This is a genomic window from Mycobacterium tilburgii (assembly GCF_902168065.1).
GTDB classification, from domain to species: Bacteria; Actinomycetota; Actinomycetes; order Mycobacteriales; family Mycobacteriaceae; genus Mycobacterium; species Mycobacterium tilburgii.
On record NZ_LR655724.1, the window covers coordinates 17780 to 35646 of the forward strand.

Below are 17867 nucleotides of genomic sequence, written 5' to 3' on the forward strand. Positions count from 1 at the left end.
GTACGAGCATAGGTGGGCGGATGGTCGAGTGGTATCTGTTCCTGCCGCAGGTGCTGTTGTCGATCGGCAACATCACCGAAACGCGCCCGTCACGCCGAGGCCAACGGCTTCGACGGCATGGCGTTCATCGATCACCTCTAGGACCCGGGGTTGCCCGGCGAAAGCATTTGGGAGGCAATGTCCGCCGCCACCTGGGTGGCGGCGAAGACGGAGCTTGCGGATCGGTCACCTGGTGCTGTGCGACGCCTTTCGGCACCCGGCCGTCCTCGCCAAGCAGGCCGTCACGCTCTCGGATGCGTCGGGAAGCCGGTTCGATCTGGGTTTGGGCTCGGGTTCCTGGCCGGCCGAGTTCACCAGGTTCGACGTCGGGCAGCAGGATGCGGTGGCTCGCGTCCGGCAGCTCGGCCGGCATTTGGACCTGATCAAGCAGTACTGGGGTGACGGGACGGCCGCGGACGACATTGTCAGTTGCCGAAACGCAACCACCCGATACCGCTGGTTGGGGTAGCAGTGGACCGCGGATGATGGAACTCCCCTACCCTACCGCCGCTGCCACCGGTGACCAATGCGGTTCGTATGGCGTGGTGGTTTTCCTCAGGACTGCCGTAGGCCCGCCGGGCGTGATCCCGAACGGGAAAGCGATTGCGGCGAAAGCGTGTAGATCCGTTGCTGGGGACGGCCGGACAGCACATAGGTCTGGTTGTCGGCCAGGTGACGGCCCGCGACGCGGCGGGCGCGATCCACGTCGCCCTCGGCAATCATTTCGGTGAGCTTGATATGTGTGTTGAGCACCGCGCGCCGCTGGGTCAGCGACGGGTAGGTGCCTTTGGCCGCACTCTCGTCGGCCCACTGGCGTTCATGGCTTTTCCACAACGTCTCCAGGCTGCACACCACCGCGATGATGGTGTGATTGCCGCAGCCCTGAACGATGAGATCGTGGAACTGGCAGCCGATTTCGGTGAACAACCGGCCGTCGTCGAGTTCTCGGCCATGGAGTCGTTGATCTGTTTGAGTTGCGGTACCAGGGTGTCGGCCCGGTCGCGACGTTGGGCCGCCAGCGCGGCGCAGGCGGGCTCGAGTTCCTGCAACGCCATACCCAGATCGGCGACCTCAACGGATTCACTTTGCAGCAACAGGCCGAGCATGTAGGCGGCGCTGGTCTTCGCCGGCGCGTGCACGATGGCGCCGCCGCGGTTACCCCGTCGCACCGACACCAGTCCCTCGGTCTCCAGGATGCGCAGCGCTTCACGCAGCGAGATCAGGCTGACGTTGAACTGTTCGACCAGCACCTCCTGGCGCGGCAGCAGATCGCCGTCGGCGAGCTCGCCGTCGATGATCTGGCGACGCAACTCGTCGGCTACGATTTCGGCAATCCTTGGCGCCGACAATCGGCGACGGGCGTCGGGACCCATTCCCAGGGTGGTCATACAGTCCTCGCAGGAGCAGCGGGAAGAGCGGCGCGATCAGGGCCCGCGCACTCTGTTAGCTTAGCTATTTTAGCAGGAATCATATAATTAGCTATTTTAGCAGGAATCGTATAAATAGCATCTCTGATCGCGTGTCGGTCGGAAGGGCGGATGCAATTGACCTAGGGGTCCGGTGACCGAGCGACGCCGCTGCACGGATTGCGCGTCGTGGAGGTCAGCAATCGGATAGCCGGTGGCTACGCCGGTAAGTTGCTGATCGACGGCGGAGCGCAAGTTCGCAAAATTTAACCGCCGCAAGGAGATTGGATGCGTCGGGCCCGAAGCCCCTCCGCGACGCTCAGCAGCTTGTCGATGTCGACCAGAATCTGGCGCGCCCAATGCGCCAGCACCGTTCCTTGCGCCGTCAGAGTCGAACCGTTGGGGCTGCGCTCGACGAGTGGCAGCGCGAACCGGCGCTCCAGCCCCTTGATCGCGCGGCTGGCATTCGGCTGCGACATCTGCACCGAACGTGCGGCGGCGCTGAGACTTCCGTGATCGTCGACACCAACAAGCAGTTGCAGCGCTTCAAAAGCGGGTAGTCGCACCGACATACACGTAACTATATGACCGTCATTCCGAACTATATGACCGTCATTCCGATTAGATATGCATTTTGATATGACGGAATATCCGTTTGACGGCTACCTCGTCCGTGGCTGGTGGGCCACCGTTGAAGCATGGTAAGTTCACTGGGCTAGCAACACACACGCAACGCCTCGCGGGCGGCCACATCGTCTCGGCGAGACGGAAACCCGGTTCCGGTCGGGACCGGCGTTGCGCTGTGCGCGTTTGCGACCGCGGCGGCGTTGGGGTCAACCACTGGTTGCCCACGGTGAGTCCGCTGTTGATCGCGATCGTGCTCGGAGCGGTGGCGGCGAACGTCGCACCGTTGCCGCATTGGTTGCACCCCGGACTGCAGTTCTCGGCTAAACGATTGCTGCGCATCGGGGTCGCGATGTTCGGTCTGCAGCTGGTGCTGAGCGACATCCTGCATTTGGGCTACGGCGTCATTATCGTCGTCGTCGCCATTGTGGGTCTGGGCGTCACCGGCACGATGTATGCGTGCAAATTGCTGGGCCTGACCTGGACACAGCGACTGCTGATCAGCTGTGGATTCTCGATCTGTGACGCCGCGGCGGTGGCCGCAGTCGACGGCGTGATCCAGGCCGAGGACAACGAGGACGTTCCCACCGCCGTGACGTTGGTGGTGATCTGCGGAACGCTGATGATCCCGCTCATTCCCGCGTTGGCGCATGCGCTGCGGCGGTCCGAGCTGGCTGCCGGCGTATGGGCGGGCGGGTCGATTCACGAAGTCGCGCAGGTGATTGCCGCCGTGGCCACGATGGGCGGCGGCGAGCTCGGAGTGGCGGTCGTGGTGAAGTTGGCGCGGATGCTGATGCTCGCACCGGTGATGGCGGTGCTCAGCGTTCGGCAGCGCCGGATCACCGGGACCGGAACCGGCATCACGCGTCCCCCCTTGGTGCCGCTTTTCGTTCTAGCGTTCATGGTCTGTGTCGGCGTGCGCTCCGCCGACGTCGTCCCCGCGCACCTGCTGCAGTACGCGAAAGTCGTCCAGGGCACCCTGTTCACCGCGGCGATGTTCGTACTGGGCACAAGCGTGCATGCGTCCGTCTTCAAGAAGGTCGGTCCCCGCCCGTTCGTCCTGGCGATCGTCTCCACCGTGTGGATCGCCGCCGTCGCCCTGATCGGGGTCATGCTCGCCTCCCGGTGACGGGTGGGATCTGCCGCCTGCCTGACAAACGGTGGGAGAATGGGCGAAGACGTCACCCCGCCCGCGACACGCAAACACAACTTCTTGTGTTGCCACAGGTTGTCGGACACCAGGGGTAGTGTTTAGAGCCTGAAGCCACTGTAGGCAAATCGGCAGGTGAAGTGGGGTTCTGGTGACCGAAAACATGAAGCTGATCGACCGTGCTTCGGCGATCAACTGGAACCGGCTACAAGACGACAAGGACGCCGAGGTCTGGGACCGGCTGACCGGCAATTTCTGGCTGCCGGAAAAGGTGCCGGTGTCCAACGACATACCGTCGTGGGGGACGCTGACCGCCAACGAGAAGCAGCTCACGATGCGCGTCTTCACCGGACTGACGCTGCTGGACACCATCCAGGGCACGGTCGGGGCCGTCAGCCTGATTCCCGATGCGCTGACGCCACACGAACAGGCCGTCTACACCAACATCGCGTTCATGGAGTCGGTGCACGCCAAGAGCTACAGCTCGATCTTCTCCACGTTGTGCTCGACCGCCGAGATCGACGACGCGTTCCGCTGGTCGGAGGAGAACCCCAACCTGCAACGCAAGGCCGAGATCGTGATGGAGTACTACCGCGGCGACGAGCCGCTCAAGCGCAAGGTGGCCTCCACGCTGCTGGAGAGCTTCCTGTTCTACTCGGGCTTCTACCTGCCGATGTACTGGTCCAGCCGGGCCAAGCTGACCAACACCGCCGACATGATCCGGCTGATCATCCGCGACGAGGCCGTGCACGGGTACTACATCGGCTACAAGTTCCAGCGGGGCCTGGCGATGGTCGACGAGGCCAAGCTTACCGAACTCAAGGACTACACCTACGAGCTGGTCTTCGAGCTCTACGACAACGAGGTGGAGTACACCCAGGACCTCTACGACGAGGTCGGGCTGACCGAGGACGTCAAAAAGTTCTTGCGCTACAATGCAAACAAAGCCCTGATGAACCTCGGCTATGAGGCGCTGTTCCCGCGCGACGAGACCGACGTCAACCCCGCGATCCTGTCGGCGCTGTCGCCCAACGCCGACGAGAATCACGACTTCTTCTCCGGTTCGGGTTCGTCATACGTGATTGGCAAGGCCGTCGTCACCGAAGACGAGGACTGGGACTTCTAAACCTGCTGTTCATGTCCTTATCGCTGTTTTAGACCTCGTGCTTCACCGAATTTGTCCTGCTGGTCAGGTTGGAGCTTGTGCGGACACCGTGCCCACTTTCTGCCCACATTTGACAAAGGGCCCGCGGCTAAGCCGGGCCGACCCGCCGTGTTAGATGTCCAGTTTTGACACCTCGTTCGTGGTAGATTTTGTAGACATCCTCATTTACGAGAGAGAAACTTGCAGTGACCGAACCTCTGTTGGTGAACCCCTGGTTATGAATGGTGAACATGAGTGCCCTCAAGGTCATGAGGCTGAGCGTTAGGCGAATGACTTCGCCAGCGTGTTTCTGATGCCGCGGGGTAGATTCTGGCCGCTGGATTATTTGGTGCTACCGTGGACGACGTAATCCGGGCGAAGAGCAAGTGGCATGTCTCGGCCATGGCGCTTGCGAGACGACTCAATTCACTCAACCTTTTGACTGACTGGGGATACCGCTCGGTGTGTATTGAGTTGAGTAAGCGTGATTTTCGTCCGAACCAGGTTCGCAAATCCCTAAAGAATCGTCTCAGCTCCTCAGGAAGGTAATGGCAGCGTTGCGAACTGTCAATTTGACGACGCGAAAGATGGCAGCACAATTCGGTCTGCCGCTGTCGGAATTCAACAGTTATGTGTCCGGATTAGTTGTCGTGGCAGAGGGCGGTTTTGGTCCGGGCGGCGCGACTGATATTACTGCCAGGCCTAAGCTTCAAGTGATCCGGGGGGACTGCTAGTATTTCGACGATTCGAGAGGGTGCGTCGTTCAGGGTGGTGGCGACCGCCTCGAGGTCGTCGTCGAACGAGCCCGCGTAGATGTCCAAGGAGGGCATCGCCGCCGCGGGCATGCCCCAGCATCTTCTGGACCGCCTTGACGTTGGCCCCGGCCCTCACTGCAAGGCTGTCGGCGGTATGTCGAGGTCGTGCCGGATGCGGCCGTCTCAGATGTTTCCCGTCATCGTCGGACCACAGCAGCTCGTCTTGGCCCTGACCCTCGCACTGGCGTGCCAGATACGCCTGTTAGGAACTCAGGGAGCCGGCACGGTGCGGCCGCTGCAGCGGGAAGGCGATAATCATTGGATAGGGCCATTGTCGGCGACTACCTTCCGGGCCTGCGGATATACGTACGGGCGTAAAAATGCGAAGCAATGTGTGTGGTTGCTTCCGCTCTGAATTAGGATCCACGGCGGGCAATCTGTGCCCGTTGATCGGATCATTCGGTAACACTGGGCGCTGCTGAGCACTGCTGAAAGCCTGTCGTGCCCTCTTCTCGGCGTGGTCTTATACGTTACGTGGTTACGTGCGGGGGAATATTTTTCATCGTCACCGTAGGGGGTGGCCTATTCCGCGTACGCGTTGGAATGCATCCGGGACCTAAATCTTCAGCCGTGGACTATCGCCGAACTCATGGAGATCAACGCCGAAGAGCTCAAGAAGTCACAGAGCCCAACGTGTGAAGGGATCTTGAAGAGACCGGTCCCGGTCATGTGGCAGCGTGCGGTGTGTCGAAACGACCCCGCCGCTTTTTAGCAGTTTGAGGTGATACCGAAAACTCTCCATCAAACGCCTGGAACTACGTATCCATATACTCCTGATACTCCTGGGCTACAGACGAGGAAGTCATCGAATCCGATCTTGATGGCGACACGCTGCTGATGGTTTCCGTAGTTTCCAGCGCATACCTTGCCCGCTTCATCGACCTCCCCGCGTGGACGCTGACTGAATCAGCGCTGCCAGTGCGGACTCCTGTCGAGTTCTCGATCGGCCCCGTCAACGTTTGCATCAACACCACCGAAGTCGTCGGCAGCCTCCTGAGCAGTGTAGATTCCGCTCACGTTTGATTCCCCGGTTAGTTGGCTCCGGACATCAGCATCAAGTTCCTCAAGCGCACGCGCGAGTGTCCGAGATTCGATCCCAGGCTTGTGAGCCAGCGGATAGATCGCGGCGACAAACCGGCCGTGGCGTGTAACGATCGTCGGCTTTCCCGAACGGTTGATCTTCTCGATCGTGTCGGCCGTGTGCTGGTTCAGTTCCCGCATCGTGTACACCTGGACCTGGTCAATGTCGTGGGACACGCCTTGCGTCATCTCTTGGCCTCCAATCCCCCATAGCTTTTGACGCGTTCAAACGAAAACATAGCGCAGAACTACTCCAAATGTACTATATTTGTCTGATATCACAGCCGGTAGCTGCAAGCAACGACGCATCTGCCCAGCTAGGAAGCCACTACGGGCCCGCGCTGGAGAACCTCAGATCCACGGTAAAGTGGCTGGTTGCCGCGGCGGGAGCGGTTGTTGCCTCCATTGTCGCAGGCGCTCAAGTCGTCAACTACTCTGACCGTAACCCGTGGGGCGCCGCCTTGGCGGCAGTGGCAGTCGTCACCACATTGTCCCCCCCACAATTGTTCTCTTGGTTCGAACGGTCAAGATCCTGACCGTCCCGCGTTGCACGGTTATAGAACTCGCCAACGCAGAGATGCCGGCGGGTGCGCTCGATAAAGGCCAAGAGAAGGCGGGCAGATTAGCTCTAGATGTCCTCTGACTTATCGCCCGAAAAACCTACTGCTCGGCACCTACGAGACGGTGACCGACTTGCTTAAGGCTTATGACGAGGCCGCGACGGAGGTTCACGACCACCTCAGCGATCTGGTGGCCGTCAGTCACTCGACGACCTCCAACAACGGATAGGCACCGTCGAGGAAACCGCTTACTATCGGGACATGTCGAACGCGTATAAGGGCCTATTGCGCCAATTTCGCAAGGGCGCTGTGGCGTTTATAGCGGCGGTTGTCCTGTTCTCGGTTTCTGGCGTTCTCCCAAACAGCTTCCCGAGAAGCCGTCGAATCCTGTCACCCAACCGATCCCCGTTCGCGTTTTCATTACTGACGCGATGCGGCGCCAGCCAACCACCCCTCCCAAATGTCGAGAACGTGCTGACGTAGCGGCGGGAGGCACCCTCACGAGCGCCACTGTCTTGATGCCCCCGCCGCAGGATGCGCCGCTATGGCGCTTCTTCCACAGTAACCCGGTGCCGTGGTGATCCCAGCCCCTTGACTAACTGCCTGCTCTTAGCTGGGTGCCGGGGACTCGCCTTTCACCCTGTACCTGTCCACGGTGCCGACATTTTGCCCACGGTTACAGATAACTAGCATTGAGTTAATGCGATCGTTTCGTCTGGTTAGATCGGAATTGTCCGCTCGCAAGGTAGCGATGAGAATCACGACCTTATTCTCCGGCTGCGGGTCTGTCCTACCTGATCGGCAAGACGACCCGAGCCATTCCGAAGTCGTGACGTAGCGACCGCGCGCGGCAGCATGGCATTGAGACGGATTCGGTACCCAAACGGAGTCGACTCGGCAAGACGCCTTCATCATCGTGGTAGGCGATAGGACGCTGTTCAACGCCTCACTCACCAAACCGACATTCATGCGTGTGTTACAAACCCTCCGGCCGTCATCTTTCGCCCAGGGCGCTCGTTGCCAATCGCACTGCACCGCAGTCATTTTCATTTCGACGTTAGAACGGAAGCGCTGGCAACGCCAAGGCCGCAATGCGCAGAGCCCGGTACCTACAGCGCAGGCTTGGCAGCAAGGGTGTTAGCGCTCCAAGCCCGCGCTACCTTCTCGCCGGTGCGCCGTCGGTCGACGCCGCGGGCAAAATGGACGGGGTGAGCAATGAGGACCCGGTCGGTGCTGCGGACTTTCGTCGCGCGTTAGCACTTATTCAGCACGGCGAGCGCGGCGACGAGGCGGGCATGCGCGTGATCGTGCACGACGAGGTCATCCCGGCCGACCGGCTGGCGCAGCTGATCCGGGCTACGGTGTCGATCCTGTGGCAGCTGGTCGCGCAGCTGTGTGAGCCGTACGAGATCGCCGAGATCGGCGACACGCTGATCTCGGCGTCCGCCGCCGACGAGCTGTATCTGGATCGCGACAACCGGCTGGTGGCCCGCATGGCGATAGCACAGCATTCCGGAGACACCAGCGTCGAGTACACACCAGCGTCGAGTACGAGGTACTGCGCGATGCCGCCACCGCCCCCGACGGTCTGGTGCGGCTCGCGCTGACCGCGGCCGGTGTCGTCTCGGCGATGCTGCCTCAGTTGCGCACCGATCCCGGCCGCAAACTGCTCAACAACCTGGCTATTCAGGCGCTGCGTGAGGAGAACAGCTGATCCGCCGGATCAGGTCATGCTGCAGAGCTCGCCGGGTGTGCAATCGATGGTGCAGCTCGCGGTCGTGGTGGCCGCAAACGCCAAAACCAGGGTGACGGCGAGCTTGCTCATCAGACCAGACATGACCACTCCGTTCTGCCCGGTTCTGCCCTGGCGGGCTCAGGCCGTCTTCGGCCCGCTCATCGTAGTTCGGTAAGCAGCAAAGCGGGCCAATCCCCGGAGACGAACACGGCGAGGTGGCCGAGGAAATTGCCTGCCGCCGCGACGACCTACCCGAGGGCGTGTCACAGAGTTGAGATGTCGATGACGAAGCGGTAGCGCATGTCGCTGGCGAGTACCCGCTCGTACGCCTCGTTGATGTAATCGGCGTCGATGACCTCGATCTTGGGGGTCACGCCGTGCTCGGCGCAGAAGTCGAGCATCTCCTGGGGTCTCCCTGATGCCGCCGATGTTTCGATCCGGGCAGGCTGCGCCGCATCAGGGCCAGCGGAAACGCGCCGACCTGCATGGGATGCTCGGGTATACCCAGCTCGACCAGCGTGCCGTCGACGTCGAGCAGGTTCATGTAGTCGTCGAGCAGCAGATTCGCCGAGACGGTGTTCAGGATCAGATCGAAGCTGCCCTGCAGCTTGCGGAAGGTGTCGCGGTCCGACGTCGCTTAATACTGGCTGGCGCCCAGGCGCAGCCCGTCTTCCATCTTCTTCAGGGACTGCGACAACACGGTGACCTGGGCGCCCATCGCCGTCCCGAGCTTCGCGCCCATGTAGCCCAAGCCGCCCAGCCCGATGATCGCCCGCTGGGTGTCCTCGCCGGCTTTCCAGTGCCGGAGTGGTGAGTAGAGCGTGATACCCGCTCACAGCAGCGGCGCAGCCTTGTCCAGCGGCAGCGACGCGGGAATGCGCAGCACGTAGTTCTCGTCGACGACGATCGCCTGGCTTGTACCCGTCGTGGGTCAACTGGCCGTACTTGTCGACGGAAGGTCGCACCCTGCTTGCAGTACTGGTCGATGCCGGCCTTACGGCTGCTGCACTCGCGGCACGAATCGACAAAACAACCCACGCCCACGTGGTCGCCCACCTTAGTACTTGGTCACTTCGGGGCCGACTTGGCTGACCACGCCGGCGATCTCGTGGCCGACGATCAGCGGGTCGTTGGGTTGCCCCCATTCGGCTTTGACCGTGTGGATATCGGAGTGGCAGATCCCCGCGAGCTTGATGTCGATGACGACGTCGTGCGGCCCGCGCGCGGCGCTCAAATAGTCCCTTTCGTCAGCGGTTTGGTTGCTGACGTGGCGATATACGCGGAAACAGCGCTTATTGCGATCCCTCTTCGATGTGACGTGTCCGAGAAAAGCTTAGCTAGGCAATGGCCTCGGGCTAGTCGGTCCGACTCGGTCAATTGATCGGGGCATTGACCAGACGCAGGTCGTCGACTATGCCACGGGCGGCGATGATGCCCTGGCCGATCTGCCAAATCTCGTCGTTGACGATGTAAACCCGGTTGTCCCGATTGGCGGACAGCTTGCGCCACGGGGCACTGTCCAGCACCGTCGCGGCCCGGTCCGCGGCAGCCTTGGTGTCGCACGACATGTAGACCACATCGGCGTCAGCCGCCGAGAAATCCGCGTTGGCCAGGTCGGCGTCTGTGGCACCGATCTCGAGGTAGGGCTTGTCGGTGAAACGCTGGGCGGCCGGCCGGTTCACGCCGACGGCGCTGAGCACACTGGCGGGGAAGTTGTTGGCGCCGTAGATGCGCAGGCTGTTGACGGTCAGCTGGACGATCGACGCCTGGAAGTGCGCGGCGTCGTGGCGGGGCCCGATCTGTTCGGCGCGTTGCTTGAAGCCGCTGATCAGCTCGTCGACGGCGCCGGAGCGCGCGGTCGCCGCCCCGACCGCGCGCAGGTTGTCTTCCCACCTCGCCCCGGGTGCGCCCGTGAACACCGTCGGCGCGATCGCCGCCAGCTTCGGGTACATGTGCGGCGTCAACTCGACCGAGCCCAGAATTAGGTCCGGGTGCGCGGCGGCGATCCCGCGCAGGTTGGGGTTGTCGCGGTTGCCGAGGCCGGGCAGCGCGTGCACGGCGGCGCCCAGATAAGACGGCTGGCCCGGCGAGCCGTCGGGCAGCGCCGCGGCGACCACTCGCGACTGCAGACCCAGCGCGCACAGCGCGTCCAGCTGATCCCCGGAGAGCACCACGATCCGCTGAGCTTCGGCCGGGACCTGGACCGTGTCGGGCGTGACGCCCGCGACGTTGTGGGCCGGCCGGGTCGCCGGACCGGCGTCGGCCGGTGCCGGGTCGCGGGCGCACGACTCGTCGGGCTTGCGGTCATTGCCCAACACCCCGGCGCCCGCGATCTGCGTGGTGGGCGTTACCAACGACGTGGAACCGGACTGCTTGGAACCGCACGCACCACACACCAGCGCCGCCGCGGTGGCGACGGCGGTCACGGCGGCGACAGAAGCGATCAGATGCCTGTTGATGGGTTCCGACCCGGACCTCACAGTGGGCTTCCGACGGACGAATAGCACGCATCGACGCTAACATCTGGCCAGCTGGGAACCGTTCTGACGAGGTGGTCCGGCGCCCTCGATCAGCCATTTACGACAGTATGTAGGACCAGGCCTGTCAGTGGGCCCGGCTGGGGGCTAAGATTTTGGGTGAACCCCTGTCTGGGACGGATGTTTTGGAGGAGCTGTTGACAGCCGAAGCGCCCCCGTTGGGGGAACTCGAGGCCGTTCGGCCTTACCCGGCCCGGACCGGTCCCAAAGGGAGCCTGATCTACAAACTGATCACGACGACCGATCACAAGCTGATCGGCATCATGTACTGCGTCACCTGCTTCATCCTCTTCTTTATCGGCGGGATGCTGGCGCTGCTGATGCGTACCGAGCTGGCGGCGCCGGGGCTGCAGTTCCTGTCGAATGAACAGTTCAACCAGCTGTTCACCATGCACGGCACGATCATGCTGATATTCTACGCGACGCCGATCGTGTTCGGCTTCGCAAACCTGGTGCTGCCGTTGCAGATTGGTGCGCCCGACGTCGCCTTCCCGCGGCTCAACGCGTTCTCGTTCTGGCTGTTCCTGTTCGGCGCCACCATCGGTATGGCCGGGTTCATCACGCCGGGCGGTGCTGCCGACTTCGGTTGGACCGCCTACACCCCGCTGACCGACGCGATCCACTCACCGGGCGCCGGCGGCGACCTGTGGATCATGGGCCTGGCCGTCGCCGGTCTGGGCACCATCCTCGGCGCGGTCAACATGATCACGACCTGTGTGTGCATGCGCGCACCGGGTATGACGATGTTCCGGATGCCGATCTTCACCTGGAACATCCTGGTGACATCGATCCTGGTGCTGATCGCCTTCCCGCTGCTGACCGCGGCGCTGTTCGGTCTGGCCGCCGACCGGCACCTGGGCGCCCACATCTACGACTCGGCCAACGGTGGAGTTCTGTTGTGGCAGCACCTGTTCTGGTTTTTCGGGCACCCCGAGGTGTATATCATCGCGCTGCCGTTCTTCGGGATCACCTCGGAGATCTTACCGGTGTTTTCCCGCAAGCCGATCTTCGGCTACACCACGCTGGTCTACGCGACGCTGTCGATCGCGGCGCTGTCGGTGGCGGTGTGGGCGCACCACATGTTCGCCACCGGCGCCGTGCTGCTGCCGTTCTTCTCCTTCATGACGTACCTGATCGCCGTGCCGACCGGGATCAAGTTCTTCAACTGGATCGGCACAATGTGGAAGGGGCAGTTGACGTTCGAGACACCCATGCTGTTCTCGGTCGGTTTCCTGATCACCTTCCTGCTGGGCGGTCTGACCGGTGTGCTGCTGGCCAGCCCGCCGTTGAACTTCCACGTCACCGACAGCTACTTTGTCGTCGCGCACTTCCACTACGTGCTGTTCGGCACCATTGTGTTCGCCACCTACGCCGGCATCTACTTCTGGTTCCCTAAGATGACCGGCCGGCTGCTCGACGAGCGGCTGGGCAAGCTGCACTTCTGGCTGACGTTCATCGGCTTCCACACCACGTTCCTGGTGCAGCACTGGCTGGGCGACATGGGCATGCCGCGCCGATACGCCGACTACCTGCCCACCGACGGTTTCCAGAACCTCAACATCGTCTCGACGGTCGGGGCATTCATCCTGGGCGCCTCGATGTTCCCGTTCGTATGGAACGTGTTCAAGAGCTGGCGCTACGGCGAGGTCGTCACCGTCGACGACCCGTGGGGCTACGGCAACTCGCTGGAGTGGGCGACCAGTTGCCCGCCGCCGCGGCACAATTTCACCGAGTTGCCCCGCATCCGGTCGGAGCGTCCGGCGTTCGAACTGCACTACCCGCACATGGTCGAACGGATGCGTGCCAAATCGCACGTTGGCCGGGCCACGGTCACGAAGGCAACGACGTGACCCGGCTCGACGACGTCGACGTACGCAGCTGATGGTCCGTCGCGGCAATCGGGAGTGAGCACGCCACCCAAGGTGTCGGTGCTCATCACCGTCACCGGCGTGGACCAGCCAGGCGTGACCTCGGCTCTCTTCGATGCGATATCCGGGCACGGCATAGACCTGCTCAACGTCGAGCAGGTCGTCATCCGGGGCCGGTTGACGCTGGGTGTGCTGCTCTGCTGCCCGCCTGACGTCGCCGAAAGCATCGTGCTGGGCGACGACGTCCAGGACGCCATTCACGGGCTGGGGCTCCACGTCACCATCGAGCGCAGCGACGCCGTGCCGGTCATCCGGGAACCATCCACCCACACCATCTTCGTGCTGGGCCGGCCCATCACCGCCGGGGCATTTGGCGCGGTCGCCCGGGCCGTGGCGGGCCTCGGGGTGAACATCGATCTCATCCGTGGTGTCTCCGACTATCCGGTCACCGGGCTGGAACTGCGGGTGTCGGTGCCGCAGGGCGTCGACGCCGCACTGCGGACCGCGTTGAACAAGGTGTCCTCCGAACAGGGCGTCGACGTGACGGTCGAAGACTACAGCCTGGAACGGCGGGCCAAGCGGCTGATCGTGTTCGACGTCGACTCCACCCTGGTGCAGGGTGAGGTCATCGAGATGCTGGCCGCCAAGACCGGCGCGGAGGGCAAAGTCGCCGCGATCACCGAGGCCGCGATGCGCGGCGAGCTGGACTTCGCCGAGTCGCTCGTACAGCGGGTCGCCACCCTGGAAGGGCTGCCCGTCACCGTCATCGACGAGGTCGCCGATCAGCTGGAGCTGATGCCCGGCGCCCGCACCACGCTGCGCACTCTGCGGCGGCTGGGCTATCACTGCGGCGTCGTGTCCGGCGGGTTCCGGCGCATCATCGAACCGCTGGCCGAGGAACTCATGCTGGACTTCGTTGCCGCCAACGAGCTCGAGGTCGTCGACGGTAAACTCACCGGCCGGGTGGTCGGCCAGATCATCGACCGGCCCGGAAAAGCCAAGGCGCTGCGCGACTTTGCCCAACAAGCCGGGGTGCCGATGGCGCAGACCGTCGCGGTTGGGGATGGCGCCAACGACATCGACATGCTCAGCGCGGCCGGTCTGGGCGTGGCCTTCAACGCCAAACCGGCGCTACGCGCGGTCGCCGACGCATCGTTGACCAACCCGTACCTGGACACCGTGCTTTTTCTGCTGGGCGTGACCCGCGGCGAAATCGAGGCTGCAGACGCCGTCCACGGCGAAGTGCGCCGCCCCGAGGTTCCCTGAGATTCCCCCGATTGGGTGCCTCGCGTGGCATACGGCACGATGGTCGGGTGCCCGAAACCGGCCCCGAAACAGATGAGCCTGTGGCCGATCCTGATCTGCTGATCGATTTCAGAAACGTCTCGCTGCGCCGCGGCGGTAACGTCCTGGTCGGTCCGCTAGATTGGGCGGTCGAACTCGAAGAACGCTGGGTGATTCTCGGTCCCAACGGCGCCGGAAAGACCTCGCTGCTGCGGATCGCCGCGGCCAGTGAGCACCCGTCCAGCGGCGTCGCCTTCGTGCTCGCCGAGCGGCTCGGCCGGGTCGACATCTCCGAACTGCGGGCCAGGATCGGGCTCAGTTCCTCCTCGCTGGCGCAGCGCATACCCAGAGACGAGATCGTGCGCGATCTCGTCTTGTCGGCCGGCTACTCGGTGCTGGGCCGCTGGCGGGAGCGCTACGAGGACGTCGACTATCGGCGCGCGCTGGACATGCTCGAGAGCCTGGGCGCCGAGCACCTCGCTGACCGCACCTACGGCACGCTGTCAGAGGGGGAGCGTAAGCGGGTGCTGATCGCCCGCTCGCTGATGACCGATCCGGAACTGCTGCTGCTCGACGAACCCGCCGCCGGCCTCGATTTGGGCGGCCGCGAGGAACTGGTGGCCCGGCTGGCCGACTTGGCCGCCGATCCCGACGCGCCGGCACTGGTTTTGGTCACCCATCACGTCGAAGAGGTGCCGCCAGGCTTCACCCATTGTATGCTGCTCTCGGAGGGCCAGGTGGTGGCGGTCGGATTGCTGGCGGACGTGCTGACCTCGGAGAACCTGTCGGCCGCGTTCGGGCAGCAAATCGCCCTCGAGGTCATCGACGGGCGATACTTTGCGCGGCGCCTCCGTCCCCGCGCGGCTCACCGTAGGAGGGCGGAATGAACGCCACCCCCGAACCCCTGCCGACCCGGCCAGCGGCCACCGTGATGCTGGTACGCGACGCGCCCGCCGGCTTGAACGTCTTCCTGATGCGCCGCCACTCGAAGATGGAGTTCGCCCCGGGTGTGATCGTGTTCCCCGGCGGCGGCGTCGACGACCGCGATCGCAACGCCGATATCGCCTGGGCCGGTCCGTCCCCGGAATGGTGGGCACAGCGGTTCGGCGTCGACACCGAGCTGGCCGCGGCGCTGGTCTGTGCGGCGGCCCGGGAGACGTTCGAGGAGTCCGGGGTGCTGTTCGCCGGCTCGGCCGGGCAGTCGACGTCGGCGCCGGAGGGCATCGTCCGCGACGCATCGGTCTACGCTGACGCCCGGCGCGCCATGGACGACCGGACGCTGTCGTTCGCGGACTTCCTGCGCACCGAGAACTTGGTGTTGCGCTCTGACCTGCTGCGGCCGTGGGCCAACTGGGTCACCCCGGAGGCCGATCGCACCCGCCGTTACGACACCTACTTTTTTGTGGCGGCGCTGCCCGAGGGGCAGCGCGCCGACGGGCAGAACACCGAGTCCGACCGCGCCGGCTGGGCGTCACCGCAGGACGCGATCGACGACTTCGAGGCGGGCTGCAACATCCTGCTGCCGCCGACCTGGACGCAGCTGGACTCGCTGGCCGGCCGCAGCGTCGCCGACGTGCTAGCGGTCGAACGCCAGATCCGGACCGTGCAGCCGCTGCTCGAAAAGCGCCGCGACAACTGGGTTTTCGAGTTTTTCGACTCCGACCGCTACCACCGGGCGCGCGAGGCGGGCGGTTCCATGGAGTGGCCGCTTTGAGCGAGTTCGTCCACGTCGTCGTCAGCGACGGATCCCAGGACGCCGGACTGGCCGTCCTGCTGCTGTCGCGCCCGCCCACCAACGCGCTGACCCGGCAGGTCTATCGGGAGATCGCCGCCGCGGCCGACGAGCTGGGCCGGCGTGCCGATGTTGCCGCGGTGATCCTGTTCGGCGGGCACGAGATCTTCTCCGCCGGCGACGACATGCCCGAGCTGGCGACCTTGACCGCGGCCGAAGCCGCCGTCGCGGAGCGGGTGCGCGTGCAGGCGGTCGAGGCCGTCGCCGCCATCCCGAAGCCGACCGTGGCCGCGGTCACCGGCTACGCCCTGGGCGCGGGTCTGACTCTGGCGCTCGCCGCGGACTGGCGGATCGCCGGAAACAACGTGAAGTGCGGCGCGACGGAGATCCTGGCCGGGTTGGTTTCCGGTGGTGGCGGCATGGCCCGCCTGACCCGGACGGCCGGAGCCAGCAAGGCCAAGGAACTGGTCTTTAGCGGGCGCTTCGTCGACGCCGAGGAAGCCCTGCAACTGGGCCTGATCGACGAGATGGTGGCCCCCGACGACGTCTACGACTGCGCCACGGCATGGGCGCGTCGGTTTTTGGATGGGCTATGGGGTGCTCGGGCGGTCGCGAAGGCGGGTATTGATGCGGTGTTCGGGGACGGCGTCGGCGGTTAGTGGGCTGTGTCGGGTGGTGTGTGACGGTGCGGCCTGGCGCGGGTTTGGGTGCGAATGTGTCGTACCTGGTCGCGATGATGTGGTTGTGTATTCGACCGCGTCGGCTTCGATGGGGGTGAGCCCTGCGGAGCGGACCGAGGTGTTGTTCGAGGAGTTGGCAGAGTTGGCCGGGCAGCGCAACGCGATCGATACGCGGATCGTGGAGATCGCCGCCGAGATCGACCGTGACGACTTGTGTGGGGCGGCGGGTGCGCGGTCGGTGGCGGCGTTGCTGGCCAGGAAACTGGGCTCGTCATCGGCAACCGCTCACACGATCGCCACTGTCGCGCACCGGCTCGAGGAGTTTCCGCGCTGCGCGGCGGGTATGCGGCAGGGGAGGCTGTCGCTGGATCAGGTCGGCGTCGTTGCGGCCCGCGCAGGGGCGGGATCCGATTCGCACGCGCAGTTGGCGCAGGTCGCTACGGTCAACCAGCTGCGCACCGCGGTCAAGCTGGAACCGCGACCCGACCCCACTCCCGCCCGCATCCGCAACCCTCGATCACCAGCACCTCGACCGAGGAATGCACCTGTTGGCGGATCACCCTGGGGCGCGAAGTTCGACGCGGCGCTGGCGTCGCACTGTGAGGCGCTGATCGCCGAGTGGCAACACGATCGCGGCAACGGCGCGGGTGCATCCGAGAGCACGGCGTCGATACAGGGGCACCGTGGAGGCGTTCTTGCGCCCGGTCGAGGCCGGATGGGATGTTGAAGCGACCCGCCCGGCGCCCACCGGCAGTACACCACCGTGTGGTGCATCTCGACGTCGCACAGTAGTCCGCGGCGCGGCATCTGGGTCCGTTGCTCACCGACGCCGAACGCCGCTACCTGACCTGTGATGCCAGCGGTAAAATCTGGTTCGAACGCGACGGGCAAGTGATCGGCGCCGGGCGGACCACCCGCACCGTCAACCGGCGGCTTTGTAGCGCTCTCGAGCAACCGCCACCCCACCTGCGCGGTCTCCGGCTGTGGCGCCACCCGCGGCCTGCACGCCCACCACCTGCGGCACTGGGAAGACGGCGGCCCCACCGAGTTGGCCAACCTGGTCCTGCTGTGCCCGTATCACCATCGCGCACACCACCGCGGCGTCATCACCATAAACCGGACCCGCCACCGAACCCACCATCACCGACCGCAACGGACGACCACTGCGCCCAGGATCACTGGCACGCCCACCAAACCTCCCCCCACCCACCGT

At 64.1% G+C, this 17867-nt stretch carries 9 protein-coding genes and 8 pseudogenes; 11 read left to right on the forward strand and 6 right to left on the reverse strand.

What is annotated here, in order from left to right:
- Positions 1 to 20: 20 nt before the first annotated feature.
- Positions 21 to 533: pseudogene (locus FQ389_RS21340) on the forward strand (LLM class flavin-dependent oxidoreductase); the annotation flags it as partial.
- 61 nt (positions 534 to 594) lie between these two features.
- Here the strand turns inward: FQ389_RS21340 and FQ389_RS13435 are convergent.
- Positions 595 to 1427 (reverse strand): annotated as a pseudogene (locus tag FQ389_RS13435) (FadR/GntR family transcriptional regulator).
- Between the two features lie 308 nt (positions 1428 to 1735).
- Positions 1736 to 2017 (reverse strand): annotated as a pseudogene (locus FQ389_RS13440) (LysR family transcriptional regulator); the annotation flags it as partial.
- 228 nt (positions 2018 to 2245) lie between these two features.
- On the opposite strand from FQ389_RS13440, the pseudogene FQ389_RS13445 reads away from it, so the two are divergent.
- Both FQ389_RS13445 and nrdF read left to right on the forward strand, forming a co-directional pair.
- Positions 2246 to 3198 (forward strand): annotated as a pseudogene (locus tag FQ389_RS13445) (YeiH family protein).
- A gap of 172 nt (positions 3199 to 3370) precedes the next feature.
- Positions 3371 to 4345: a class 1b ribonucleoside-diphosphate reductase subunit beta gene (nrdF, locus tag FQ389_RS13450; RefSeq protein ID WP_186296422.1), complete on the forward strand. Its 975-nt coding sequence runs from the start codon at positions 3371 to 3373 to the stop codon at positions 4343 to 4345.
- Between the two features lie 659 nt (positions 4346 to 5004).
- Here nrdF and FQ389_RS20325 read toward each other — a convergent pair.
- On the reverse strand, positions 5005 to 5208 hold the full coding sequence (locus tag FQ389_RS20325) for a hypothetical protein (protein ID WP_260860758.1): 204 nt from the start codon (positions 5206 to 5208) through the stop codon (positions 5005 to 5007).
- Positions 5209 to 6084: 876 nt separating this feature from the next.
- Entirely contained in the window at positions 6085 to 6447 is a 363-nt protein-coding gene (locus tag FQ389_RS13460; RefSeq protein ID WP_144208439.1) for a type II toxin-antitoxin system Phd/YefM family antitoxin, read from the reverse strand.
- A 1579-nt stretch (positions 6448 to 8026) separates the two neighbouring features.
- Here FQ389_RS13460 and FQ389_RS13465 point away from each other — a divergent pair.
- Together FQ389_RS13465 and FQ389_RS20330 are read left to right on the forward strand one after the other, a co-directional pair.
- Positions 8027 to 8425, forward strand: a complete 399-nt coding sequence (locus FQ389_RS13465) for a hypothetical protein (protein ID WP_260860759.1) — start codon at positions 8027 to 8029, stop codon at positions 8423 to 8425.
- On the forward strand, positions 8410 to 8532 hold the full coding sequence (locus FQ389_RS20330) for a hypothetical protein (protein WP_260860760.1): 123 nt from the start codon (positions 8410 to 8412) through the stop codon (positions 8530 to 8532). The genes FQ389_RS13465 and FQ389_RS20330 overlap by 16 nt, the downstream gene beginning before the upstream one ends.
- Positions 8533 to 8816: 284 nt before the next feature.
- Here FQ389_RS20330 and FQ389_RS13470 read toward each other — a convergent pair.
- A pseudogene (locus FQ389_RS13470) lies at positions 8817 to 9849 on the reverse strand (NAD(P)-dependent alcohol dehydrogenase).
- Between the two features lie 77 nt (positions 9850 to 9926).
- Entirely contained in the window at positions 9927 to 11000 is a 1074-nt protein-coding gene (locus FQ389_RS13475; RefSeq protein WP_407662885.1) for an iron-siderophore ABC transporter substrate-binding protein, read from the reverse strand.
- 227 nt (positions 11001 to 11227) lie between these two features.
- Between FQ389_RS13475 and ctaD the strand changes: the two are divergent.
- From ctaD to FQ389_RS13505, 6 genes and pseudogenes are all read left to right on the forward strand, one after another.
- Positions 11228 to 12972: pseudogene (gene ctaD, locus FQ389_RS13480) on the forward strand (aa3-type cytochrome oxidase subunit I).
- 22 nt (positions 12973 to 12994) lie between these two features.
- Complete coding sequence (serB, locus tag FQ389_RS13485; RefSeq protein ID WP_144208447.1) at positions 12995 to 14224, forward strand: phosphoserine phosphatase SerB; 1230 nt, start codon at positions 12995 to 12997, stop codon at positions 14222 to 14224.
- Positions 14225 to 14253: 29 nt separating this feature from the next.
- Positions 14254 to 15129, forward strand: a complete 876-nt coding sequence (locus FQ389_RS13490) for an ABC transporter ATP-binding protein (protein WP_407662886.1) — start codon at positions 14254 to 14256, stop codon at positions 15127 to 15129.
- Complete coding sequence (locus tag FQ389_RS13495; RefSeq protein ID WP_144208453.1) at positions 15126 to 15956, forward strand: NUDIX hydrolase; 831 nt, start codon at positions 15126 to 15128, stop codon at positions 15954 to 15956. The genes FQ389_RS13490 and FQ389_RS13495 overlap by 4 nt, the downstream gene beginning before the upstream one ends.
- Positions 15953 to 16612: pseudogene (locus FQ389_RS13500) on the forward strand (enoyl-CoA hydratase); the annotation flags it as partial. The gene FQ389_RS13495 and the pseudogene FQ389_RS13500, both read left to right, overlap by 4 nt.
- A 106-nt stretch (positions 16613 to 16718) precedes the next feature.
- Positions 16719 to 17867, forward strand: a pseudogene (locus FQ389_RS13505) (DUF222 domain-containing protein); the annotation flags it as partial.

What these genes read in the sequence shown, in the direction of transcription:
- FQ389_RS20325 (WP_260860758.1), bottom strand. Translation starts at nt 5,208, where the DNA reads ATGCCCGCGGCGGCGATGCCCTCCTTGGACATCTACGCGGGCTCGTTC.
- FQ389_RS13460 (WP_144208439.1), bottom strand. Translation starts at nt 6,447, where the DNA reads ATGACGCAAGGCGTGTCCCACGACATTGACCAGGTCCAGGTGTACACG.
- FQ389_RS13495 (WP_144208453.1), top strand. Translation starts at nt 15,126, where the DNA reads ATGAACGCCACCCCCGAACCCCTGCCGACCCGGCCAGCGGCCACCGTG.